At 33.7% G+C, this 25,588-nt stretch carries 22 protein-coding genes; 17 read left to right on the top strand and 5 right to left on the bottom strand.

Annotated elements, in window-relative coordinates:
• The first annotated feature begins 154 nt into the window (after positions 1-154).
• The 5 genes from EOD40_RS15460 to EOD40_RS15440 all read left to right on the top strand — a co-directional run bounded on the left by EOD40_RS15460 (position 155) and on the right by EOD40_RS15440 (position 3,955).
• Entirely contained in the window at positions 155-682 is a 528-nt protein-coding gene (locus EOD40_RS15460; RefSeq protein ID WP_128197071.1) for a hypothetical protein, read from the top strand.
• 3 nt (positions 683-685) lie between these two features.
• Positions 686-967, top strand: coding sequence for an antibiotic biosynthesis monooxygenase (locus EOD40_RS15455; protein ID WP_128197070.1), 282 nt, complete (start codon positions 686-688; stop codon positions 965-967).
• Between the two features lie 67 nt (positions 968-1,034).
• Positions 1,035-1,514 (top strand): GyrI-like domain-containing protein, encoded by a 480-nt coding sequence (locus EOD40_RS15450; RefSeq protein WP_128197068.1) that lies wholly within the window; start codon positions 1,035-1,037, stop codon positions 1,512-1,514.
• Positions 1,515-1,659: 145 nt separating this feature from the next.
• Positions 1,660-2,787: a chromate efflux transporter gene (chrA, locus tag EOD40_RS15445; protein ID WP_128197066.1), complete on the top strand. Its 1,128-nt coding sequence runs from the start codon at positions 1,660-1,662 to the stop codon at positions 2,785-2,787.
• 124 nt (positions 2,788-2,911) lie between these two features.
• Positions 2,912-3,955 (top strand): methyltransferase, encoded by a 1,044-nt coding sequence (locus EOD40_RS15440; RefSeq protein ID WP_128197064.1) that lies wholly within the window; start codon positions 2,912-2,914, stop codon positions 3,953-3,955.
• Between the two features lie 92 nt (positions 3,956-4,047).
• Here the strand turns inward: EOD40_RS15440 and EOD40_RS15435 are convergent, their stop codons facing one another.
• Genes EOD40_RS15435 through EOD40_RS15420 form a run of 4 tightly spaced genes read right to left on the bottom strand, consistent with a single transcriptional unit; the run spans position 4,048 to position 10,240 of the window.
• Positions 4,048-5,448, bottom strand: coding sequence for an efflux transporter outer membrane subunit (locus tag EOD40_RS15435; RefSeq protein WP_128197062.1), 1,401 nt, complete (start codon positions 5,446-5,448; stop codon positions 4,048-4,050).
• The gene (locus tag EOD40_RS15430; protein ID WP_128197060.1) at positions 5,438-8,605 is read right to left on the bottom strand and encodes an efflux RND transporter permease subunit; all 3,168 of its coding nucleotides are present in this window, start codon (positions 8,603-8,605) and stop codon (positions 5,438-5,440) included. The genes EOD40_RS15435 and EOD40_RS15430 overlap by 11 nt, the downstream gene beginning before the upstream one ends.
• A 21-nt stretch (positions 8,606-8,626) precedes the next feature.
• Positions 8,627-9,736, bottom strand: coding sequence for an efflux RND transporter periplasmic adaptor subunit (locus tag EOD40_RS15425; RefSeq protein ID WP_128197058.1), 1,110 nt, complete (start codon positions 9,734-9,736; stop codon positions 8,627-8,629).
• Positions 9,737-9,745: 9 nt separating this feature from the next.
• On the bottom strand, positions 9,746-10,240 hold the full coding sequence (locus EOD40_RS15420; protein ID WP_128197056.1) for a GbsR/MarR family transcriptional regulator: 495 nt from the start codon (positions 10,238-10,240) through the stop codon (positions 9,746-9,748).
• A 227-nt stretch (positions 10,241-10,467) separates the two neighbouring features.
• Here EOD40_RS15420 and EOD40_RS15415 point away from each other — a divergent pair, with 227 nt between their 5' ends.
• The 12 genes from EOD40_RS15415 to EOD40_RS15360 all read left to right on the top strand — a co-directional run bounded on the left by EOD40_RS15415 (position 10,468) and on the right by EOD40_RS15360 (position 23,365).
• The gene (locus EOD40_RS15415; RefSeq protein WP_128197054.1) at positions 10,468-11,262 is read left to right on the top strand and encodes a 3-keto-disaccharide hydrolase; all 795 of its coding nucleotides are present in this window, start codon (positions 10,468-10,470) and stop codon (positions 11,260-11,262) included.
• Positions 11,263-11,387: 125 nt separating this feature from the next.
• Positions 11,388-12,629 carry an HD domain-containing protein gene (locus EOD40_RS15410; protein ID WP_128197052.1) on the top strand — a complete coding sequence of 414 codons (1,242 nt, stop codon included), beginning with the start codon at positions 11,388-11,390 and terminating at the stop codon, positions 12,627-12,629.
• Between the two features lie 27 nt (positions 12,630-12,656).
• A complete protein-coding gene (gene lpxD / locus EOD40_RS15405) occupies positions 12,657-13,703 on the top strand; it encodes a UDP-3-O-(3-hydroxymyristoyl)glucosamine N-acyltransferase (protein WP_128197050.1) in 1,047 nt (348 codons plus the stop codon).
• On the top strand, positions 13,696-15,087 hold the full coding sequence (locus EOD40_RS15400; protein ID WP_128197048.1) for a bifunctional UDP-3-O-[3-hydroxymyristoyl] N-acetylglucosamine deacetylase/3-hydroxyacyl-ACP dehydratase: 1,392 nt from the start codon (positions 13,696-13,698) through the stop codon (positions 15,085-15,087). The genes lpxD and EOD40_RS15400 overlap by 8 nt, the downstream gene beginning before the upstream one ends.
• Positions 15,088-15,168: 81 nt before the next feature.
• The gene (gene lpxA / locus EOD40_RS15395) at positions 15,169-15,954 is read left to right on the top strand and encodes an acyl-ACP--UDP-N-acetylglucosamine O-acyltransferase (RefSeq protein ID WP_128197046.1); all 786 of its coding nucleotides are present in this window, start codon (positions 15,169-15,171) and stop codon (positions 15,952-15,954) included.
• A 128-nt stretch (positions 15,955-16,082) separates the two neighbouring features.
• Entirely contained in the window at positions 16,083-16,649 is a 567-nt protein-coding gene (gene efp, locus EOD40_RS15390; RefSeq protein ID WP_128197044.1) for an elongation factor P, read from the top strand.
• Positions 16,650-16,740: 91 nt separating this feature from the next.
• Entirely contained in the window at positions 16,741-17,673 is a 933-nt protein-coding gene (locus tag EOD40_RS15385; protein ID WP_128197043.1) for a UDP-3-O-(3-hydroxymyristoyl)glucosamine N-acyltransferase, read from the top strand.
• A gap of 168 nt (positions 17,674-17,841) precedes the next feature.
• Positions 17,842-18,714, top strand: a complete 873-nt coding sequence (gene sucD / locus EOD40_RS15380) for a succinate--CoA ligase subunit alpha (protein ID WP_128197041.1) — start codon at positions 17,842-17,844, stop codon at positions 18,712-18,714.
• Between the two features lie 203 nt (positions 18,715-18,917).
• Entirely contained in the window at positions 18,918-19,340 is a 423-nt protein-coding gene (locus EOD40_RS15375) for a hypothetical protein (protein WP_128197039.1), read from the top strand.
• Positions 19,341-19,476: 136 nt separating this feature from the next.
• Positions 19,477-20,223: a 3-oxoacyl-[acyl-carrier-protein] reductase gene (gene fabG / locus EOD40_RS15370; RefSeq protein WP_128197037.1), complete on the top strand. Its 747-nt coding sequence runs from the start codon at positions 19,477-19,479 to the stop codon at positions 20,221-20,223.
• 105 nt (positions 20,224-20,328) lie between these two features.
• A complete protein-coding gene (locus EOD40_RS15365; protein ID WP_128197036.1) occupies positions 20,329-22,356 on the top strand; it encodes a hypothetical protein in 2,028 nt (675 codons plus the stop codon).
• 67 nt (positions 22,357-22,423) lie between these two features.
• Positions 22,424-23,365 carry a YeiH family protein gene (locus EOD40_RS15360; protein ID WP_196781458.1) on the top strand — a complete coding sequence of 314 codons (942 nt, stop codon included), beginning with the start codon at positions 22,424-22,426 and terminating at the stop codon, positions 23,363-23,365.
• A 1-nt stretch (position 23,366) separates the two neighbouring features.
• On the opposite strand, the gene EOD40_RS15355 is transcribed toward EOD40_RS15360, so the two are convergent.
• Positions 23,367-25,463: an LTA synthase family protein gene (locus EOD40_RS15355; protein WP_128197034.1), complete on the bottom strand. Its 2,097-nt coding sequence runs from the start codon at positions 25,461-25,463 to the stop codon at positions 23,367-23,369.
• Positions 25,464-25,588 lie beyond the last annotated feature (125 nt).

Genomic DNA, 25,588 nt, shown 5'->3' with positions numbered 1-25,588 from the left:
AGCAGAAGGCAGTTTGCAGAAAGAATATAGAAATTAGATAACAGAATATAGAAAAACAGAGAGCTAATAATTAATTTTAGTATTATTGATAACTCTTATGTTTTGTATTTACGAAATTATCCTACATTTACTTATTGAAATTTAAATAAAAAACATGAAAAAAATAGTAGTTATAACTGTATTTATTATTACGAATTCTTTGTTTGCTCAAGAAAATAAAGCTTTTCATCCTGAGTTGTTTAATCAGAAAGTAATAACTAAAATAGCCACGCTTGAGAAAACACATCCAGTATCTTTTTTTGAAGAAGCACGGAAATATTATAAAAATGGCAATGTAAATGAATCGGCTTTATTGTTTTATGTTGGTCAGTTAAGATATAGGTATTACATTTTAGCTCATCCAGATACAAAACCAGATGGAGATAAAGCAATATTTGCTTCTTTAACTAACGTTTTAGGGCAAGAAATAAATTATAAATTAGGCGAAAATATAGAAAACTATATTAAAATTGTTGAAGCAACTATTGATTATAGTAAGCAAAGTGATTATCAATTTTATTCTATAAAAGAGAGTCCTGAAAATTATGAAAAGGTAATTAACGGATTAATAGGTTTGAAAAATCATCTCGTTGCGAATAAAGAACAATTTATAGCAAAGAGAAAAGAAAACGCCAAGAAATAAATTATGAAATACGTACTAATTATACATGAAGTTGCTGATTATAGTGCTTGGAAAAAAGTATTTGATTCTGCTTCAAAAATAAGGAAAGAGGCAGGTGAATTGTCCTATCAAGTTTTAAATTACGAGAAGGATTCTAATAAAATTGTACATTTTTCTAAATGGACTTCACATCAAGATGCGAAGAACTTTTTTGAGTCTCCTAAACTAGTGCAAATTAGAGAAGAAGCAGGAGTTAAGTCACCTGATTTTATTTATCTCGACGAACTTGAAGTTGGCGTTTTATAAAAATTCCTTTCAAATTTTTCAAGCTGATGAAAAAAAAAAAAAAAATAAACACCAAACCTAATAAAAAATGAAACCTAGAATCACCACACTTACAGAGAAAAAGCTAATTGGTTGTAAGCAAAACATGAATTATGCGGCTTACAATCCTGTTTTGTTATGGCAAAGTTTTATGCCTATAAAAAAGGAAATTACAAATACAGTAAGTACTGATTTGTTTTCGGTACAGCAATTTCCGGAAGGTTTTTGGAATAAATTTAACCCTGAAACTGCGTTTGAAAAATGGGCAGCGGTTGAAGTGACTGATTTTGACAGTATTCCTGCAAATATGAATTCTTTAGTGATTCCGGGTGGTTGGTATGCCGTTTTTGATTATAAAGGTGATGGGAGTGATGCCCCGGCCTTTTTTGAATCTATTTTTGGCACCTGGTTTCCTAATTCGGCTTACATTGTGGATGATAGACCACATTTTGAAATTTTAGGTAGTAAATACAAGAAAGGTGATCCTAATTCGGAAGAGGAAATCTGGATTCCTGTTAGACTGAAATAATCTTCTATTTTTTTAGAATACAGATTAAAGAAATTTTTAAAAATTAAAACGGATTTCTTCAATCTGTGTTCAAAATTTAATATTACTTTTTTAAAAGAATAGTTTATTTTGGCTTCTAAATTAAGTATGAAAAATAGCAGTCATAATGAATGAAAAAGAACGTTTAAAAGAACTTGCCCAACTTTTTCTAAAATTAGGAATTATCGGATTTGGCGGCCCTGCGGTACATTTAGCGATGATGCAAAACGAAGTGGTCGTAAAACGAAAATGGCTCGACGAACAGCATTTTCTGGATTTATTAGGGGCTACTTACTTAATTCCGGGACCTAACAGCACCGAAATGGCGATTCACATTGGCCATGAAAGAGCAGGAGTGAAGGGCTTAATAGTGGCTGGACTTTGTTTTATTCTGCCCGCGGTAATCTTGACCGGATTTTTTGCCTGGCTTTATAAAGAATACGGGCAATTACCAGAAATGCAACCCTTTTTATACGGTATTAAACCTGCAATTATTGCCATTATTCTGGGAGCGATTTTACCATTGGCAAAAAAATCCTGTAAAACCATTTCATTAGGAATTATTGGTGTTATAGTTTTAGCACTTTCATTATTGCATTTTAACGAAATCGCCTTGCTTTTTGGAGCCGGATTTTTATCCTTATTTTGGTTTTCCATAAAAAGCAGAAGTTTGATAAAAAGCAATTGGATTCCGCTTGGTCTTTTGCCTGTTTCTAAAACTACTTTGGTAGCAGCCAGTAATTGGAATTTATTTTTGATATTCTTTAAAATAGGAGCTATTTTGTATGGAAGTGGCTATGTTTTATTTGCTTTTTTGGATGCCGAATTGGTCGCCAAAGGTTTGCTTAGCCGCACCGAATTGATTGATGCCATTGCTGTGGGACAATTTACTCCGGGACCGGTTTTTTCATCGGTGACTTTTGTGGGTTATCAAATCAATGGGATTTCGGGAGCTATGGTGGCTACTTTGGCGGTATTTTTACCTTCTTTTATTTTTGTAGGCTTGCTGAATCCTTTGGTTAACAAAATGAGAAATTTGAAACTTTTTTCGGTATTTCTAGATGCGGTTAATGTGTCTTCAGTTGCTATAATTATTTCGATTTGTATCCAAATGGGAAGAGATACCATCACTGATTGGCGTACTGTTTTTATTGCGCTGGTGAGTGTTTTTATCGCTTTTAATTATAAAAAAGTAAATAGTGCTTTTATTGTTATTGGTGGGGCTTTTTTAGGTTATTTGCTAACATTCATTTGATTTGTTTTATAAAGTATAAACCGATTAAATTGTATTATTTGCTTTCTTATGAAATAGATTATGTTTACTTTTATATAATTGACTTGTAGTTAGTTGTGTAGTTCTAAATTTAAAATATTTCAAAATGGAAAATCAAACAAATCAGCCATCTCCGGCAAGTATTATGCAAATTGGTTCTGGATTTTGGGCTTCAAAAATTTTACTCTCAGCAGTAAAATTTGAATTATTTACTCATTTGGCTAAAGAAGGAAGTTTGTCAGCTAAGGAAATTAAAAGCCTGCTGAAATTGAATTGCACCGATAGGCATTTATTTGATTTTTTAGATGCCTTATTTAGCTTTGGCTTTTTGAAACGCGATGGACTATTGGAAACTGCAAAATATTCTAATAGTCTGGATACGGAACTGTTTTTAGATAAAGCTAAGACAACTTATGTAGGCGGAATGCTGGAGATGATGAACGATCGTCTTTATGGTTTTTGGGGCAATCTGGAAGACGGTTTAAAAACAGGATTGGTTCAAAATGAGTCCAAAAATGGAAATGAGCCTATTTTTGTGAATTTATATAAAGATCCCGAATTGTTAAAAGGTTTTGTCAATGCTATGACGGGAATCCAAATTGGGAATTTTATGGCTTTGGCACAAAAGTTTGATTTTTCGAAACACAAAACTTTCTTAGATGTAGGAGGTTCTGCAGGGATTTTGTCTACGATGGTTGCAAAACACAATTCGAATATGAGTTGTACTACTTTTGATTTACCGGCAGTAGAAGCTATGGCAAAGGAGACCATTCAAAAATTTGAAGTTTCGAATCAGGTAAAAGCCGTTAGTGGAGATTTTTTTGCCGATTCTTTTCCTAAAGCGGATGTGGTGACTATGGGGAATATTTTACATGATTGGAATGAAGAAAATAAATTAATGTTGATGCAAAAAGCTTATGATGCCCTACCTGATGGTGGCGTTTTCATTGCTATTGAATCAGTAATTGACAACGAAAGAAAACAAAATTCTTTTGGCTTAATGATGAGTTTAAACATGTTGATTGAAACAGGAGATGGTTTTGATTATACATTTGATGATTTTAATAAATGGGCCACGCAAATAGGTTTTAAATCAACTTCATTATTAGCTTTGACGGGTCCAACAAGTGCTGCAATTGCTTATAAATAATTTGAAAAATAATCACAAAAAAGCCATTAAGTTCAGTACTTAATGGCTTTTTGAATATATAACCTAATTTAATTCCGGTATAAGAATTAAGCTTATTGCCAGCCACCACCTAAGGCTCTGTATAATTGAATAATGGCTTTGTATTGTTGGTATTTGTTATCTACCAAATTTAATTGGGCGTTCAAAGCATCATTTTTAGAAGTCAAAACCTCTAAATAATTGGCTAGTCCATAGGTCAATAATTCATCTGAAAAACTAGCGGCTTTTTTAAGTGCATCTACTTGTTTCTCACGAACCGTGATTTTGTAAGTTTCGTTGTTGTATTGAGCTAATGCATCCGAAACTTCTTTTCCTGCTGTTAAAAGCGATTGCTCAAATTGCAAATAGGCTTTTTCCTGATTGGCTTTTGCAATTTCATATTTGGTTTTAAGCTGTCTTTGATTGAAAATAGGCTGTGTCAAACCCGTTACAATATTAGCAAAAATAGAATTGGCACTGAACCATTCTTTTAAATCAATGCTTTGCAGTCCGCTGGTAGCCGTAATTTTAAACGATGGGTAAAAACTACTTTTAGCAACATTAGTCATCTCAAAATTGTTAATCAAATTGTATTCGGCAGCAATAACATCAGGTCTGTTGTGAAGCAAACTTGCAGGAACTCCCAACGTAATGGTAGGTTGTAATTTTTGAGCCTCAAAACTGCTGCGTTCAATTTTTGCTGGCGCCTGACCTAAAAGAACACTCAGGGTATTTTCCAATAAAATTCGGTTGTTTTTCAAATCGGCAATAATCAATTCGGTAGTATATTTTTGTGCCTCAGTTTGTTTTACACCAACTTCGGTTACCGTTCCTGATTTTTTCAAGGCTTTGATGGTTTCGATACTTTTGTTTCTATTGATTAAAGTTTCTTCCGCTACTTTAATTTGCTCATCTACAGCTAATAATTGGTAATAAGTTGATGCAATACTGGCAATCAATTGTGTTTTGATAGCTTGATTGGCAGCATTGGTTTGTAAATAAGCCGCTTTAGTACCGCGTTTGTTACTTCGAATTTTACCCCAAATATCCGCTTCCCAACTTAAAGTTCCAGTCAATTGATACTGATTAGTACTTCTGTTTTGAACAATAGAACCCATTTGGCTGTTCTGGGATAATTCCTGATGCGTCCAGTCGGCGGTGGCTGTCAGAGTAGGGAAGTAGCCTGCTTTTCCCTGCAACATAGTGGCTTGTGCAGCGGCTAAATTTTGCATGGCAATGCGAACATCATAATTACTTTCCAATCCTTTTTTGATATAGCCTTGTAAAATTGGATCGGTAAAAATCTTGTCCCAACTTACATTCGCCAAAGAAAGAGTATCTGTCGATGCTTTTTCGGAGCGGTATAAATTTTCTGTTTTTACATCCGGACGCTTGTAATCTTTGGCTATAAAACACGATTGCAATAGGATTGCTGTTATTGCCAATAAGGCAATTTTATATCTTTTATTTTTCATTTTCTTCTTCTAAAGATTGAACATCTGACTCATCAATTGGAGTAGGTAGTGGTTTTGTCGAAATTTTTTCCTGTAAATTTTGGAAAACAATAAACAATACCGGAATTATAAAAACTCCTAAAACAGTACCAATTAACATACCTCCAATAGCTCCTGTTCCAATGGCTTTGTTTCCTACAGCTCCAGCACCTTTGGCTAACATTAATGGTAATAATCCTAAGATAAATGCAAAAGAGGTCATCAAAATAGGTCGTAAACGAGCTACCGCTCCCTGCATGGCTGCCTGAGTAACACTATAACCTTTTCTTCTGGCATCGGCGGAGAATTCCACTATCAAAATGGCATTCTTTGCTAATAATCCAATAAGCATGATTAAAGTGATTTGGAGGTAAATATTATTACTTACTCCTAATAGATAAGCAAAAATATAAGAACCTGCTAACCCAATTGGCAATGAAAACAATACAGCGAAAGGTAAAATGTAACTTTCGTATTGGGCTGCCAATAAGAAATAAACAAATACTAAACACAATAAGAAAATAAACACGGTTTGTCCGCCGGCATTAATTTCCTCACGGGTCATTCCCGAAAATTCATAACCATAGCCTAATGGTAGTTTTTGGCTGGCAACTTCCTGAACGGCTTTAATGGCGTCACCTGAGCTATATCCGTCTTTTGGAGCTCCCGTAATCTTAACGGAAGTAAATAAGTTAAAGCGTTCAATTGCTTGTGGTCCAAATACTTTTTCCAGTTTTACAAATTGTGAAATAGGAGCCATTTGACCACTATTATTTCGAACCAATACATTATTCAAGGATTCAGGATCACTTCTGAATTGTGGTTCCGATTGATAAACCACACGGAATTGTTTCCCGAATTTATTGAAGTTTGAAGCATAAACCCCTCCATAATACCCTTGCATGGTTCCTAAAATATCAGTAACCGTAAGTCCTGCTTTTTTAATAGCAGCTACGTTTAAATCAATTCGATATTGAGGATAATTTGCAGAAAATGAAGTTGCTGCATATTTAATTTCAGGACGACTGTTTAAAGCCTCCAGGAACTGGTTATTCACTTTACTTAATTCTTGAACTGTTCCTCCTTTTTGATCCTGTAATTGCATTTCAAAACCATTGGAATAACCAAAACCAACTAAGGTAGGGCGTGCAAAAAACAATACTTTAGCATCTTTTACAGTAGCGGCGCGTTTGAATAATTCCTGAATGATAGCGTTAACTTCCTGATTGGCTTCTTTACGTTCAGCCCAAGGTTTTAATTTTACGATTACCATTCCGTAGTTACTACCGGTACCACTAATCAAACTACGACCGGAAATACGAAGTACTTCTTGAATTTCAGGAAGGTCTTTTACTTGATTTTCGATTTGGATTAATACCTCTTCCGTTCTTTTTAATGAAGTTCCAGGTGCCAATGAAACATCCGAAAGAATGGCTCCTGTGTCTTCACTGGGAACAAAAGCTTTTGGAGTAATATTGGTTAATAAAATAAATAATCCGGCAAAAAGAGCAATTCCTGCAAAAGCCAACCATCTTCGCTTGATAAAAAACTCAACCGATTTCTTGTATTTTTTAGTTGTGGTTTCAAATCCTGCATTAAAAGCAGCGTAAAAACGTTCTAAAAATCCTTTTTTCTTATTTGTCCCATGCTCTTTTAAGAAAATAGCACACAAGGCTGGTGAAAGTGTCAAGGCATTAATTGCTGACAATACAATAGAAATGGCTAATGTCAATCCAAATTGTTTGTAGAAAACTCCTGCCGAACCACTAATAAACGAAACCGGAATAAATACCGCCGACATTACCAGGGTGATAGAAATAATTGCACTACTGATATCGTTCATGGCACTATGTGCCGCTTTTTTAGGATCATGTTCCCCGGCTTCCATTTTGGCATGAACTGCTTCCACAACCACAATGGCATCATCAACTACAATTCCAACAGCAAGTACCAATGCAAATAAGGTCAATAAGTTAATAGTAAAACCAAATAAACTTAGGAAAAAGAAAGTTCCTACGATAGCGACAGGCACTGAGATAGCCGGAATAAGTGTAGATCTCCAATCCTGTAAAAAGATGAAAACCACAACGAAAACCAGTAAGAATGCTTCAATTAAGGTGTGAATTACTTTAGAAATTGATTCTTCCAGAAAATCATTAGCATTAATTAAGGTAGTGTATTTTACTCCTTTAGGAAAATTAACCTCCGATTGGTCCATTACTTTCAAAGAGCCTTCAATTACTTCCTGAGCATTTGAACCCGCTGTTTGCGCAATGGCAATAGCAACAGATTGGTTCCCATTTGTAAATGATTTACTTGCATAATTGACCGCTCCAAGCTCAATTCGGGCTACATCACCTAATTTTAGCACTTCGCCGTTTGGGGTTGAACGAACGATAATTTCTTCAAATTCTTTCGTGCTTTGTAAACGTCCTTTGTATTTTAAGGTATATTGAAAAGACTGGTCACTGCTTTCACCCAATTGTCCTGGTGCTGCCTCAATATTTTGTTCGGCAAGTAAGGCTGTAATATCTGAAGGTACCAAACCATAAGCTCCCATGACATCCGGTTTCAACCAAATACGCATAGAATAATCCCTTTGACCAAATATCATAGCGTCACCAACACCGGCTACACGCTTAATTTTTGGTAAAATATTAATATTGGCATAGTTTTGAAGAAACGTAATATCATAATCCGGATTTTTACTATACAAGGATAAAATCAAGATGTTATCACTTTGTTTTTTTGATGTGGTAACTCCGGCTTTGGTAACTTCCTGTGGTAATAATGAGGTGGCACGTGCGACACGGTTTTGTACATTCACGGCAGCTAAATCAGGATTGGTTCCTAATTTAAAATAAATGTTTATCGATGCTGAACCATCATTGTTTGAGGTTGAAGTCATGTAAGTCATGTCTTCCACACCGTTAATTTGCTCTTCCAAAGGAATTACTACCGAGTTCATCACTACCTCGGCACTGGCTCCCTGATAATTAGCAGAAACGGTTACTGTAGGAGGCGCTATTTCGGGATATTGCGAAACGGGAAGTGCAACTAACCCTAATATACCCAATATGACAATGATAATAGAAATTACCGTTGACAAAACGGGTCTGTCAATGAATTTTGAAAACATAAGCTATTATTTGTTCAGTTGTTAGTTAATTTGTTTCTTTTCAGGTTTAATAATACTAGCATAATCAACCAGTTCCGGCTTTATAGCTGTTCCTTCAGAGATTATCCCCACACCTTCAATAAGAATTTTATCTTTTACGTTTAATCCTTTATCCACCACAAAAAATTGTCCTCCCGGTACAGCTCGCACTTCAACAGGAACAGCTTTTACCTTATTGTCTTTATCTACAATAAGTACAATACGCTTATCCTGCATCTCTAAAGTGGCATTTTGAGGAACTAAGATAACATCGCTTAAATGGGTTGGAATCTGAATGCTTCCGCTTCCTCCGGAACGTAATATTTTATTGGCATTTGGAAAACTGGCTCTTACATTAAAAGAACCGGTTTGTGTATTGGCCTGTCCGCTAAAAGTTTCAATTTTTCCTTTTTGTTCATATTCCATTCCATTACTTAAGATTAAGTTGACACCAGGCATTTTAGCAATTTTTTCCTGAAATGTTTTCCCTTCGGCATTCATTGTAATATCCAGCTGTTGTTTTTCATTCATTGAAAAATAAGCATAAATAGTACTCACATCTGAAATACGGGTCAAAGGTTCGGCTGTCTGGCTGCTTACATAACTTCCTAGTCTTAATGGCAAAGTCCCAACAATTCCGTTTACAGGGCTTTTGATAGATGCATAATTTATTTTCTCAACAATACTTTGGTAAGTACTTTTGGCACTTGCCAAATTAGCTTTAGCCGTTTCTAATTGTACATCACTAATGATATTACGCTCTACTAATGGCTTCAAACGATTTACCTCCACTTGGGCGGCGGCTACTTTGGCTTTTGCTGCAGCAGCTTCCTGGTTTGCCGTTTGTGTCTCTAATTTAAAAAGCAGTTGTCCTTTTTTTACTTCCTGACCTTCCTGAACATATATTTTTTCAATATATCCATCCACTTTTGCACGAATATCGATATCTGTAATTCCTTCTAAAGTAGCAGGATATTCAGCCAATAAAGTGGTATTGGATTTTGTTATTTCAACCACCTTGTAAGGCATTACAGGAGGAGCTGCCTGTTCTTCTTTTTTTCCACAAGCTACTAATAGTACTAAACTTATAATGGTTAATGAAAGTTTTTTCATTGTGATGGATTATTTATTGTTATTATTATTGATTTCTATTTGTTTAAACTCGTTGGTTGTCTTGGTAAACACTTTTCCAACTTCGATAAGGTGAGTTCTGTAAGCTTTTACATTTTCTAAATTGCATTTTTCTTCAGGGCAAGAGGCCGTTGCTTCCCGGTAATCAATCATTCGATCAATAATGACCATTTCAGAATCAATTAATTTATGAAAATTGGCTAATCGTTCACTTAAATTAGCTGGTTTGAAATATTTTTTTCGATCTCCAGCTTTGGTAAAATATGATATTTTGTCCATTTTTAAGAGTAAGTTCAAATTGGTAGAAATAGAACTTTTGCTGGCACTTAATTTTTCGACTAAAGATTCAAATGTCAATCCTGTCTTACATCCGTCAATTATTAGTGTACCTAAAATTCTTGCCGCTAGAGGAGGAATATTGTATAGTTTCTCAAAATGATTTCCGTACAATTCAATGATTTCTTCTCTTTCTGTATTAAAATCCATGATATTTTTTTGCAAATTTACAATTGGTTCGGTGATTACCGAACTAACCGAACTTAATTTTATGTTAATTTTTTTAACAAGCTGTTTTTATTGAATTTACAATAGAGCTAAAATGTTTTATTGTAAAATCTAAAGCAACTATCAAATAGTTCATTTTAATTAAAAGTTAGTTCCTAAAAAAATGCTTAATATTGATAACACCTTTAACAAACCAAAAATATTTAACCATGAAATATAAATTTTTACAGCAGTCTTTTTTAATGATAGCCTTATTTTCTGCTACTGTAGCTGTGGCACAACATAAATTTGTGAACACACCGCCGGAAGTTTCCCCAATGCCAATGAAACCTGAAATGACTGAAATTTGGGAACCGGAAGTAAAAATAATTACGCCTGCTAAAACCCTTGGCAATGCACCTTCGGATGCGATTATTTTATTTGACGGTAAAAATTTAAATCAATGGGTGAGCAAAAAAGATGTCAACAAACCTGCAGCATGGAAAATTGTTGACGGAGACTACATGGAAGTTGTTCCTGGTTCAGGTGGAATCCAAACTAAAATGGCTTTTGGAGATTGTCAGTTGCACTTGGAATGGAGTACACCGGATGAAGTTTTAGATAGAGGGCAGGCTAGAGGGAACAGTGGTGTGTTTTTCCAAAACAGATATGAATTACAAATATTAGATTCTTATAATAATAGAACTTACAGTAATGGTCAGGCGGGAAGTATTTATAAAGATCATCCACCATTGGTAAATGCAGTGAAAACGCCATTAGAATGGAATATTTATGATGTGATTTATACTGCGCCACGATTCAAATCAGATGGTAAAATTGATAATCCAGCCAGAATTACAGTACTTTTAAATGGTGTTTTGATACAAAATAATGTAACAATAAATGGCTTGACACTTTATATAGGTTTGCATAATTATCCGGCGTCTCATAGTGATGATGTCATCTCGCTTCAAGATCATGATTCTAAAAATCAATTCAGAAACATTTGGATTAGAAAGCTCTAAAAAAAGATGTAAAAGGAGTGGTGGAAATACTCCTTTTTGTTTAAGAGTGGCAAACCTCAATTAGTAATTTTTCTGTTTTTAAAATCTAATTTACTTATATTTGTCAACCTAAAATTCAAGTTGTAGTGAGTCAAATCAATAAACTAAAAATCTTCAACGACCCTATTTACGGGTTCATTACCATACCTAACGCCTTAATATACGACTTAATACAGCATCCTTATTTTCAACGTTTGCGTCGAATTACGCAAATGGGTTTATCATATTTAGTCTATCCGGGAGCGAATCATACTCGTTTTCATCATGCTTTGGGCTGTATGCATTTGATGCAAAAAGCGGTGGATGTCTTGCGTTTTAAGGAAGTTTCTATTTCAGAAGAAGAAGAAAACGCACTTTATATTGCAATTTTGTTACACGACATTGGTCATGGGCCATTTTCACATGCTATGGAAAAGAGTATTGTGGAAAATGTGCATCACGAGGAAATTTCGCTGTTGTTCATGCGACAATTGAATGTGGAGTTTAAAGGAAAATTGAGTCTGGCAATTAAAATATTTGAAGGGGATTATCATCGAAAATTCATGTTGCAATTGATTTCAAGTCAATTGGATATGGATAGAATGGATTACTTAAAACGCGATAGTTTTTATTCGGGTGTGGCCGAAGGAAATGTGAATTCAGAACGTTTAATTCAGATGATGAATGTTGAAGATGACTTTTTAGTTATAGAAGAAAAAGGAATTTACTCGGTTGAAAAATTTTTAATGTCCCGCCGATTGATGTACTGGCAGGCCTATTTACATAAAACCAGTTTAGTGGGCGAATTGATTTTGACAAAAATCTTAAAACGTGCTAAAGAACTGACTTTAAAAGGATTTATTTTGCCTTGTAGTGAGCCATTACAATTTTTTATGCAAAATAAAGTTATATTAGAATCATTCGATACTACCACTTTGGATTTGTTTTCTCAATTAGATGACTTTGATATAATTAGCGCATTAAAATCCTGGCAAACACACGATGATTTTATTTTGTCTTCTTTGAGCAAAATGATTATCAACAGGGATTTATTGAAAATTCAATTAACTAGTGAAAAAGTTGCTATTGATGATTTGAATCCGCTAAAAGAACGTTTTGCATTAGAAAACGATATCAGTATAGCCGATGCAAATTATTTTATTTTTAAAGGAAAAATAAAAAATCAGGCTTACGATAAGGAAGCTGAACCCATACGAATCTTGAAAAAAGACCGTACAGTCGAGGATGTTATAGAGTCATCAGATCAATTGAATTTGAAATCTTTATCAAAATCGGTAACCAAGTATTATATTTGTTTCCCAAAACAACTAGCAGAAATCCACATTTAAAATCTATTTTTTTATATTTTTGTCGGAATGAAATTTACAGCAGAACAAATAGCGGGTGTTTTAGAAGGTGAAGTCGTGGGGAATCCTCTGGCTGAAGTACACGAGCTATCTAAAATAGAAGAGGGAAAAGTAGGTTCGCTAACTTTTTTATCTAATCCTAAATACAATAATTATATCTACACTACCGAGGCTACAATAACCATTGTAAACAAAACTTTTGTCCCTGAATCAGATTTGAAAACCACTTTGATCAAGGTTGACGATGCTTATATGGCTTTTTCCAAATTGTTAGAATTTTACGATCAGGCGAGAAAAGCCGCTAAAGTAGGCATTGAATCTCATACAGTACTTTCTGAAGACGTAAAATATGGTGAAAATTTATATTTAGGTAGTTTTAGCTATGTTGGTACTAATGTGGTCATTGGAGATAATGTAAAAATTTATCCTAATTGTTTTATTGGGGATAATGTTGTCATTCGTAATAATGTGACTATTTTTGCGGGTGCCAAGATTTATTCTGAAACTATAATAGGTAATAATTGTACTATTCACGCAGGAACGGTAATTGGTTCAGACGGTTTTGGATTTGCACCTAATCAGGATGGGACATACAAGAAAATCCCTCAAATAGGGAATGTGATTATTGAAGATGATGTAGAAATAGGGGCTTGTACCACAATTGACAGAGCCACATTAGGTTCTACAAGAATTAGAAAAGGTGTAAAATTAGACAATCAAATTCAGGTTGCCCATAATGTTGAAATAGGCGAAAACACAGTTATAGCCGCACAAACCGGAATTGCCGGTTCTACTAAAATAGGTACAAACGGAATGATTGGCGGACAGGTAGGAATATCAGGACATCTGATAATTGGAAATAATGTTAGAATCCAGGCACAATCAGGGGTGGCAAGGAATATCAAAGATGACGAAGTTTTACAGGGTAGCCCTACATTTGGTTATAATGACTTTAGTAAATCCTATGTGCATTTTAAAAATTTCCCTAAAATAATTGCAGAAATTGACGAATTAAAAAAACAAATATTAAACCAAAAAAATGGAAACAATGGTTAAACAGAAAACCATCAAAACAGAAATCTCGTTAACGGGAGTTGGGTTACACACTGGTAAGGAAGTTAAAATGACTTTTAAGCCTGCTCCTGCAAATAATGGTTTTACTTTTGTTAGGTTGGATCTTGAAGGACATCCGGTAATTGAGGCAGATGCAAATTATGTTGTAAACACTCAAAGAGGAACAAATTTAGAAAAATTAGGCGTTAAAATTCAAACTCCTGAGCATGTTTTGGCAGCTTTAGTAGGTTGTGATTTAGATAATGTTATCATTGAACTAAACGCTTCAGAACTTCCTATTATGGATGGTTCCTCAAAATATTTTGTTGAAGCTTTAGAAAAAGCAGGTGTTGAAGAACAAGATGCTAAACGTAATGTTTATGTAGTAAAAGAAGTTATTTCTTTTACTGATGAAGCTAGCGGTAGCGAAATTCTGGTAATGCCTAGTGACCATTATAGTGTAACTACAATGGTTGATTTTGGTACTAAAATATTAGGTACACAAAATGCAACTCTTAAAAGTATAAGCGATTTTAAAACTGAAATTGCATCATCAAGAACTTTTAGCTTTTTACACGAATTAGAGTCTCTTTTAGATAATGGTTTGATTAAAGGTGGTGATTTAAATAATGCAATTGTTTATGTAGACAAAGAAATTTCTACTACAACAATGGAAAATTTAAAAGTGGCTTTTGGTAAAGACACAATCAATGTAAAACCAAATGGTATTTTAGATAACCTTACTTTACACTATCCAAATGAGGCTGCAAGACACAAATTGCTTGATGTAATTGGAGATTTGGCCTTAATTGGAACAAAAATTCAAGGAAAAATTATAGCTAATAAGCCAGGGCATTTTGTAAACACACAATTTGCTAAAAAAATGGCTAAGATGATTAAAATCGAACAAAGAAATTTTGTTCCATCTTATGATTTACATCAAGAACCATTGATGGATATTCATAAAATCATGTCGGTATTACCTCATAGACCTCCATTTTTGTTGATTGACAGAATCATCGAAATGTCTGAAAATCATGTTGTAGGTATGAAAAATGTTACTATGAATGAAAGTTTTTTCGTAGGACATTTTCCTGATGCCCCGGTTATGCCAGGTGTTTTAATTGTAGAAGCAATGGCACAAACAGGCGGTATTTTAGTATTAAGCACTGTTCCGGATCCTGAGAATTATTTGACTTATTTCATGAAAATGGATAATGTAAAATTCAAACATAAAGTATTACCTGGAGACACCTTAATATTTAAGTGTGATTTGATAACTCCTATTAGAAGAGGGATTTGCCACATGCAAGCTAATGCTTATGCTAATGGAAGATTAGTTGCTGAAGCTGAATTAATGGCTCAAATTGCAAAAAAACAACAATAGATAGAAACAGTTCCCTCCCTGTTACTATAAAAGGCTTTTTTAATAGTAATTAAGGTAATTAATTATAAAAACAAAAAATAGATGAATCAACCATTAGCATATGTTCATCCTGGCGCAAAAATCGCCAAAAATGTGGTTATTGAACCTTTTACAACCATTCACAACAATGTGGTAATTGGTGATGGTACTTGGATCGGTTCAAATGTAACCATCATGGAAGGTGCAAGAATTGGAAAAAATTGCAATATTTTTCCTGGAGCTGTTATCTCGGCAGTTCCTCAAGATTTAAAATTTGGTGGCGAAGATTCATTGGCAATTATTGGTGACAACTGTACTATTAGAGAATGTGTAACAATTAATAGAGGTACAAGTGCTTCAGGGCAAACTGTTATTGGAAATAATTGTTTAATAATGGCAGCGGCTCATATTGCTCACGATTGTGTAGTAGGAGATAATGCTATTATTGTAAATGGTGTTCTTTTAGGTGGTCACGTAATTGTGGGTAAACACGCCGTATTAGGTGGTTTGGCTGCCGTGCATCAGTTTATCAATATTGGAGATCACGCTATGGTTTCAGGTGGTTCATTAATCCGTAAAGATGTTCCTCCTTATACTAAAGCGGCCAAAGAACCATTGTCTTATGTAGGTATAAATTCTGTTGGATTAAGAAGAAGAGGTTTTGCAACCGAAAAAATAAGAGAGATTCAGGATATTTACAGAATTTTATATCAAAAGAATTACAATACCACTCAGGCTTTAGGGATTATCGAAGCCGAAATGGAAGCAACTCCTGAAAGAGATGAAATTATCGATTTTATTAGAAATTCATCTCGTGGTATTATGAAAGGATATTCAGGAAACTACTAATTTTAGAGTTTAGATTTCTAACCTGAATTCATTTAATATTATAGAATAACAAACATTAAAAAATAAATATAGAAGACTGATTTGGATTTAAACCTACAATCAGAAATCTTAAATCAAAAATTAAAACAATGGCATCTACATCAGATATTAGAAACGGACTTTGTATTAAATACAATCACGATATTTATAAAATTATCGAATTTTTACATGTTAAACCAGGAAAAGGACCTGCTTTTGTAAGAACAAAATTGAAAAGTTTAACTACTGGAAAAGTATTGGATAATACATTTTCGGCTGGACATAAAATTGAAGATGTACGTGTAGAAACACATACTTACCAATATCTATATGCCGAAGGAGATCAATTTCATTTCATGAATAATGAAACTTTTGAGCAAATCACCTTGAACAAAAGCATTCTTGACGCTCCGGATTTATTGAAAGAAGGAACTAATGTAATGGTTCAGATTAATACTGAAACTGACTTGCCATTATCAGTAGATATGCCGGCTTCAATTATTCTTGAAGTAACTTATGCTGAGCCTGGTGTAAAAGGTAACACAGCAACAAATGCTACTAAATCGGCAACTGTTGAAACAGGAGCTACAGTTAACGTACCTTTGTTTATTAATGAAGGTGATAAAATCAAAATTGATACCGCTTCAGGTTCTTATATGGAGCGTGTTAAAGAATAGTTTACAGAGTTTGGTGTTCCAGTTTGAAAATCAGACTGGACACTGAAAACTGAACACCTGCCTACCTAAAGGCAGGCTGAATACTAAATATATGAAATTTACAAGAGCATATTCTTTAAAAGAAATCGCAAATTTACTTAATTGTGAATTTGTAGGTAATGAAGATTTTGAAGTTTTGGGCATGAACGAAATTCATGTGGTAGAAAAAGGAGATATTGTTTTTGTAGATCATCCTAAATACTACGACAAAGCACTAAACTCGGCAGCTACAATTGTTTTGATTAACAAAGAAGTGGATTGTCCTGAAGGAAAAGCACTTCTTATTTCTGATGATCCATTCCGCGATTTCAACAAACTAACTCATTATTTCAAACCTTTTCAGTTTTCAGGAGTTGCTATTTCGCTAACTGCTGTTATTGGTGAAGGAACTATAATCCAGCCTAATTCTTTTATTGGAAATGGAGTTGTCATTGGGAAAAATTGTTTGATTCATTCTAATGTTTCTATTTATGATCATACAATAATAGGAGATAATGTGATTATCCATGCAGGGACAGTTCTTGGAGCAGATGCTTTTTATTATAAAAAACGTCCTGATGGTTTTGATCAATTGCTTTCAGGAGGTCGCGTTGTCATTAAAAACAATGTTGGTATTGGAGCTCTTTGTACTATTGATAAAGGTGTTACTGGTGATACTACCATTGGCGAAGGAACAAAAATTGACAATCAGGTTCATGTAGGTCATGATACTGTGATTGGAAAAAAATGTTTAATAGCTTCTCAAACCGGAATTGCAGGTTGTGTAATCATTGAAGACGAAGTTACACTTTGGGGACAAGTTGGTACAACCAGCGGAATTACAATTGGAGGAAAAGCTGTTGTTATGGGACAAACCGGAGTGACTAAATCAGTAGAAGGAGGGAAAACTTATTTTGGAACACCTATTCAGGAATCCAGAGAAAAATTAAAGCAATTAGCCAATATCAAAAAAATTCCAGAAATTCTTGATAAATTAAAACAATAAAAAAAGTTACTGTAAATTATCGATTTTGTTTAAAAAGTCAATAGTTTGTGTGTAAGCTAACAAAATGGGTGGAATATCAATCTTTTTTTTGATAAGAAAACCGCTCAGAATAATTTCGAAAACCTTATTTTTGCATCACAAATTTAAAAATCATATAAAATATATACCATGAGTGTTTTAGTTAACAAAGATTCCAAAATAATTGTACAAGGATTTACAGGAAGCGAAGGTACTTTCCATGCTTCTCAAATGATTGAATATGGTACTAACGTTGTAGGTGGTGTAACTCCGGGAAAAGGAGGATCAACTCACTTAGATCTTCCTGTTTTTAACACTGTTAAAGATGCAGTTGAGCAAGCAGGAGCTGATACTTCTATTATTTTTGTACCACCAGCTTTTGCTGCTGATGCTATTATGGAAGCTGCTGATGCCGGAATTAAAGTAATCATTGCAATTACTGAAGGTATTCCTGTTGCTGATATGATTAACGCTAACAACTACGCTAAAGAAAGAAACGCTAGATTAATTGGACCTAACTGTCCAGGTGTTATCACTCCGGGTGAAGCTAAAGTAGGTATCATGCCAGGTTTCGTTTTCAAAAAAGGAACTGTAGGTATCGTTTCTAAATCAGGAACTTTAACTTATGAGGCTGCTGACCAAGTTGTAAAACAAGGTTTAGGAATCACTACCGCTATCGGTATTGGTGGAGACCCAATCATTGGAACAACTACTAAAGAAGCAGTTGAATTGTTAATGAACGATCCAGAAACTGAAGCTATCATCATGATTGGTGAAATTGGAGGTCAATTAGAAGCTGATGCTGCTAAATGGATCAAAGCTGACGGTAACCGTAAGCCTGTAATTGGTTTCATCGCTGGAGAAACTGCTCCTGCTGGTAGAACTATGGGACATGCTGGTGCTATTGTTGGAGGTTCTGACGATACTGCTGCTGCTAAAAAACAAATTATGAGAGACAACGGAATCCACGTTGTTGATTCACCAGCTGAAATTGGTAAAAAAGTAAAAGAAGTTTTAGGATAATCTATAAAACCGAATTTTAAATAAATTAAGCCTCACATTTGTGGGGCTTTTTTAGTATAAAACAGAATTAAAGAAATACATTTGCACTCGATTAAAATTAGGAGTGCTAATTTTACTTAAAACAAATTAAAAATTAATAATTGGTTTCTAAAAAGCGTGCTTTTCTTTATGCTTTTTGAAAAATCAATTCAAAAGAAAATACTATGTATAAGGAATTAGAAGGATTCGAAGTTAAAAATCAATTTTCATTAACAATCGAAGATAGCTTAGAAGAAGTTTGTAATGCCTCTGAAGGTTCTGGGGTATTTTTAGTTTTTGATGTTGCCGATGAAAAAGAATTAATCATGGTAGGCTCTACAGGAACAGTACAAAATGATGGTACTTTGAAAACTAAAAATGGCGGATTGTATGACAAAATTGTAAACGGTCACCAATTTGCAAAAACAGGAAGAAAATATTCTTGGCCTGCACAAATGAAAAAAGAAGAAATTAGCCGTTTAGAAGTAGTTTGGTACGAAACATTTAACGATGATACTAAAGTGATTCCTACTTTTGTTGAAGCTCAGATTTTGCAAAATTTTTTAAGTAAAAATGCAAAATTGCCAAGATGGAATGTAGCTTTCTAATTCATTTTCAGTGCAATAAAATATTATTATTAAGAGCTTTACTTCGGTAAGGCTTTTTTTATAGCATAAATTTTATAAAACATCTAAATCGTTTATATTTGTACCTCAATTTAGAAAATAAACTTATTATCATAATATGAAATTACTCGAAGGAAAAGTAGCTATTATAACAGGCGCAAGTCGCGGAATTGGAAGAGGAATTGCTGAAGTTTTTGCAAAAAACGGTGCTAATGTGGCTTTTACATACAGCTCATCTGCTGAATCAGCTCAAGTGTTGGAAAATGAATTGAACGCTTTAGGTGTTAAAGCTAAAGGTTATAAATCCAATGCTGCCGATTTTAATGAAGCACAAACTTTAGTAGATACTATTTTAGCTGATTTTGGTACAGTTGATATTCTTATCAATAATGCCGGAATTACAAAAGACAATCTGTTAATGCGTATGTCAGAGGCTGATTTTGACCAGGTAATTGATGTGAATTTGAAATCGGTTTTCAATATGACTAAAGCCATTCAAAAAACATTTTTGAAAAAACGTGCAGGTTCAATCATCAATATTAGTTCTGTAGTAGGAGTTTCCGGAAATGCAGGACAAACTAATTATGCAGCTTCTAAGGCTGGCGCTATTGGATTTACAAAGTCAGTAGCTTTAGAATTAGGTTCTCGTAATATTCGTTGCAATGCTATTGCTCCAGGATTTATTGAAACTGAAATGACTGCTAAATTAAGCGAAGATGTTGTAAAAGGATGGAGAGAAGGAATTCCATTGAAACGCGGTGGAACTACTGAAGATGTTGCAAATGCTTGTTTATTCTTAGCTTCAGATATGAGTGCTTATGTTACAGGACAAGTATTGAATGTTTGCGGAGGAATGCTTACATAAGAAGTGTTCAGTGTTCAGATTTTTAGTATTCAGTGAATATTGAAAATTGACCGCTAAAACTTGTCTGATCACTAAAAAAAACTGACCACTGATTACTAAAAAAATATGACAACAAACACCATTCTATTATTATTACTTTCATTATTAATAGCAGTTGGGTTGTCTTATTTTCAATATTATTACAAAGCCAAAAATAAATTAAAGATCAATTTATTTTTGGCTTTTTTGCGTTTTTTGAGCATTTTTGGAATATTATTATTGTTGGTAAATCCAATAATTACAACCAATAATACAGAAATAATTAAGCCTCCGCTTGCTGTGGTGGTTGATAATTCCAGTTCCATATCTTTTTTAAAAGTTGAAAAAACAGCTTCTGAATTGTATTTGAAGCTAAAAAACAATAAAGAATTGAATGAAAAATTCAATATTCAATCGTATCAATTTGACTCGGAGTTTTCTCTTTTGGAAAAATTAAATTTCAAAGGTTCCCAAACTAATCTGGATGTAGCTGCTAAAGATTTAAAAGCAATTAACAAAAACAGCTTGTTTCCTACGGTGCTTATTAGTGATGGAAACCAAACTTCAGGCAATGATTATGTGTATAGTTTTGATGCTTCCAATAAAGTTTTTCCAATAGTTTTAGGAGATACAACTACCGTTTTTGATTTAAAAATTAATCAGCTGAACGTCAATAAATATGCTTTTCTAAAGAATAAATTTCCAGTAGAAGTGTTTTTGCAATATTCAGGCACAAAAAACACCGCTGCCAATTTTCAGATTTCGCAAGGAAATTCAGTTTTAAGTAAACAGAAAGTTTCTTTTTCAGCAGCTAAAAATACAGCCGTTATTTCTCTTTTGTTGCCTGCAAATAAAATAGGGACGCAGTTGTATAAAGCGAGTTTGGTTTCGAATGAAAAAGAAAAAAATAGCTATAATAACCATAAAAATTTTGCTGTAGAAATTATAGATCAAAAGACCAATGTTGCCATAATTTCATCAATAAACCATCCTGATATTGCTGCTTTAAAACGAGCAATTGAATCTAATGCACAACGTAAAGCAACTGTAGTTAACCCAAAACAAGTCAATGAATTAAGAGATTACAATGTTTTGGTTTTTTATCAACCTACATCTGAATTCAAATCAGTTTTTGATGCTAATAAATCAGCCCGAATTAATTCTTTTTTTATTACCGGAACACATACTGATTTTGAATTTTTAAATCAACAGCAAAGTAATTTAGAATTTAAAATGACTTCTCAAAAAGAAGATTATCTGGCTGAATATAATTTGCAATTTAATCTTTTTGCTATTGATAATATTGGTTTCGAAAATTTTCCTCCTTTGCAAAATCCGTATGGAAAAATCAAGGTAAATGGAAACACCTCTGTTTTACTTTCTTCAAAAATCAGGAATATTGACATTCAGGCACCCTTGCTTGCTTTTAGCGAAAATCAGGGAAATCGTTTGGCTTTTCTTTTAGGAGAGAACAGTTGGAAATGGCGTTTAGAAAGTCATATTACAAACGAATCTTTTGAAAAATATGATGTTTTTATTGATAAAATTATTCAGTTTTTAGCAACAAATAATGCTAAAAAATCTTTGGTGGTCAATCACGAAAGTTTTTACAATTCAGGAGATGCTATCGAAATCACAGCTCAATATTTCAATAAGAATTATGAATTTGATGAAAAAGCACATTTGACAATTGCGCTAGTTAATTCTAAAACTAAGCAAACTAAAAATTACGATTTACTAAAAGGAAACAATGCCTACAAGGTAAATCTTGACGGATTAGCTGCCGGAAATTATCAGTTTACAGTGAAAGAATTGAATTCAAATGCTGCGTATTCAAGTCATTTTGAAATTTTAGATTTTGATATCGAAAAGCAATTTGTAAATCCTGATTTGGACCGTTTGAATCAACTAGCTACTTTGACACAGGGAAAAGTTTATTATCCGAATCAAATAGATACTTTAATCCAATCGCTTTTAGCCGATGAGAATTATAAAACGATTGAAAAAAACAACATCAAACGTTCTCCTTTGATTGACTGGAAATGGCTGTTGGTGTTTATTTGCAGCTTTTTTGCAATTGAATGGTTTGTTCGAAAATACAACGGTTTGTTGTAGGCAATTTTAAATTTTAATAAAAAGATTTCTCTTGAAAAAACAATCCAAAATTTTCCCTGAAAACGGAATCTTTAATTTAGAAAAACACAGCAGAACGCAGCAGGTGATTTTTGTCAGTTTGCTATTGGTTTGTTTGACAGGAATAATTACTCCGCCTATTGCATTATTATTGGGTTTGCTTGTTGCTAATATTTCAGGACATCCCTGGTTGCATTTAAACCATAAAATCATTCGTGTTTTACTTCAGGTTTCCGTTGTAGGTTTGGGTTTTGGAATGAATGTTACTAATGCTTTATTGTCTAGCAAAGAAAGTTTTATACTCACGGTTGCCACAATATTTAGTACTGTTTTTCTGGGAAGAATTTTAGGAAAATGGCTCAATACCGATAAAAAAACTTCGCATTTAATTTCGTGCGGAACTGCCATTTGTGGTGGAAGTGCCATCGCAGCAATTACTCCGGTTATTCAATCGGATGAGAAACAGACTTCAGTAGCTTTAGGAGTTATTTTTATTTTAAATTCTATTGCCTTGTTTTTGTTTCCAACTATTGGGCATTGGTTAAACTTATCTCAGGAAGATTTTGGGTTGTGGTGCGCCTTAGCTATTCATGATACCAGTTCGGTTGTGGGAGCGGCTAATAAATATGGTGCTGAAGCTTTGGTGATTGCAACTACCGTAAAATTAGCTCGTGCTTTATGGATTATTCCAGTTGTTTTATTGACAAGTTTCCTGTTTAAAAACAAAGCAAGCAGAATAAAAATCCCTTATTTCATAGGATTTTTTATTCTGGCTATGATTGCAAATACTTATGTTCCTCAAGTGGCAATTGCTACTCCTTATATTGTTGCTGTTGCTAAAATTGGATTAACAGTTACTTTGTTTTTTATTGGTTCAGGACTCAGCAGTTCGGTATTACTTGCCGTTGGAATAAAACCATTGATACAAGGAATTTTGTTATGGGCATTCATTGCTTCAATGGCTTTATTGACAATTTTATATTTGAACTAATTTATTGTTTTTGATATTTCTTTTTCTTCAAAATGTCAGAAGCAGTTTGATAAAACGAAATCGCATCATTTACTAAATCAGTTCTTTCGTTTTTCAGAAGTTTTTGGGTGTAATACAACTGAAAATCAGCTTCAATTCCTTCTTTTGGGTCTAATGTAAGTGCGTATTGTTTTACTTGTTGTTTAGGGGAAAGAATAGTTAAAACATTGTCTTTAATCAATCCTAAATCCTGATAAGTAGCAATTAAAGCTCTTGGTTTATAATCTGCTTTCAGCACATCTTGCCCGAAAAATTTCGATTGGTAATTAAAGTTCAATAATCCTAAAGCAGTAGGCATAATATCAATTTGAGACATTAATTGCGTATAATGCTGTGGTTTAACAAATCCAGGTGCATAAATCATAGCAGGAATTCTATATTTGTCCAAAGGAAGTTGTGTTTTTCCGGCGCTGGAAGCACAGTGGTCTGCAATAATTACAAAGATTGTGTTTTTAAACCAAGGCTGTTTTTCGGTCATTTCAAAGAATTTCTTCATTGCATAATCGGTATATTTTACACCGCCCTCTCTTGATTTTGAGTCTCCGGGAATATCTATTTTCCCATTAGGATAAGTAAAAGGCCTGTGGTTACTCACCGTCATCCAATGATTAAAAAATGGCTTCCCTGATTGTGCTTCAGTATTCATGGTTTTGATTGCTTTATTCACCATGTCTTCATCACAAACTCCCCAAATATTAGAAAAAGTAATTTCTTCAGGTTTGAAGGTTTTTTTATCGACAATACCATAGCCGTTTCCGGTAAAGAAATCCTGCATATTATCAAAAAATGCATCTCCTCCGTAAAGGTATTTTACATTGTATCCTTTGGATTTAAAAATGCTTCCTGTAGAGAATTTGTTTTTGTTGTCTTTTCGTTTCACCACACTTTCTCCGGCAGTAGGAGGAAGGCATAAAGTAACAGCTTCTAATCCACGAACGGTTCTGTTTCCTGAAGCGTATAAATTGGTAAACACTAAACTTTTAGTCGCTAAATCGTCTAAAAATGGTGTGATATTATCCTTGTTACCGTACATTTTCATGAAATCGGCGCTATAACTTTCGATTGTTATCAACACAACATTCTTATGTATTTCGGCACTGTCTGATTGAATGTTTCGGGTTGTAGAAAATCCTTGTATATTAGGAATTTGCTTGTTTAACAAAGCATAAGCTTCGTTTTCGGGTAAGGTTTTGTAGAATTTAAAATAATCCAATTCGCTATTCATGAAAGCCAGGTAAAAGCGATAAATACCATTTGCCTGCAATTCATTGGTAAATACATTAGGAGCATTTTCAGTCTTTGCTAACTTCGGGATACTCCAAAGTGCAAGTCCAAACAAAAGAAAATAAATAAATGAGATTTGGATTTTTTCAAAAACAGAAGGGATTTTTTCAATGTAAATCTTGGATCTTTTAATGATAAAATAAGTGATGATTCCAGCAATGATAAACAAGCATGAAAAAATAGGGATTACAGGATAAGATTCCATGATGTTCCCAATAACTTCATTGGTGTAAACCAGATAATTAACAGCAATAAAGTTGTATTTTACTCCAAATTCGTTCCAGAAAAAGTACTCACTAATTGCATTTTGAAGGATTAAAACAACATATAGAAACATCACAAAAGCAAAAAGCCAATACCTGATTTTATCTCTTTTTTTAGGTAAAAAAAGTAATAATGAAAACAACAGGGTTTTAATCCCTACAAATATTAATCCTATTGTTGGTAAAGCTCCTCCGTACTCAGAAAGGATGGTTTTTCCTGAAGCGATATAGATTAGTAAAGCTACTAATATTCCCAGATGAATGTATCCGTAAGGCTTTTGATATTTGGCATTAGAAATAAAAATAAGATACAACCACAAGAATCCACTGGCTACAATAAAAACGAGTAAATCAGAAATTAGACCCAGTGAAAAAATCTTTGCAATTTCTAAACCTGAAAAAGAAGATTGAGTGATAGGATGAAAAATGAGTACAATTCTAAGAATGATACTGATAGCTATATAAAAAAAAGTAAGATTGTAAAACGGTGCTAGTTTTTTTGTGGGGAACATATTTTAAATTTATTTTTCGCAAAATTAGGTATTTTAACACAATAATTAAGACTAGTTAACATCGTTTTGTCAAATGAAAATTCATTTCAGTTTTATATAATAATGAAAAGCTGAAAACTAGATAA

The sequence above is a fragment of the Flavobacterium sufflavum genome (genome assembly GCF_004016525.1).
GTDB classification, from domain to species: domain Bacteria; phylum Bacteroidota; class Bacteroidia; order Flavobacteriales; family Flavobacteriaceae; genus Flavobacterium; species Flavobacterium sufflavum.
This window is presented reverse-complemented; position numbering and strand designations above follow the sequence as displayed.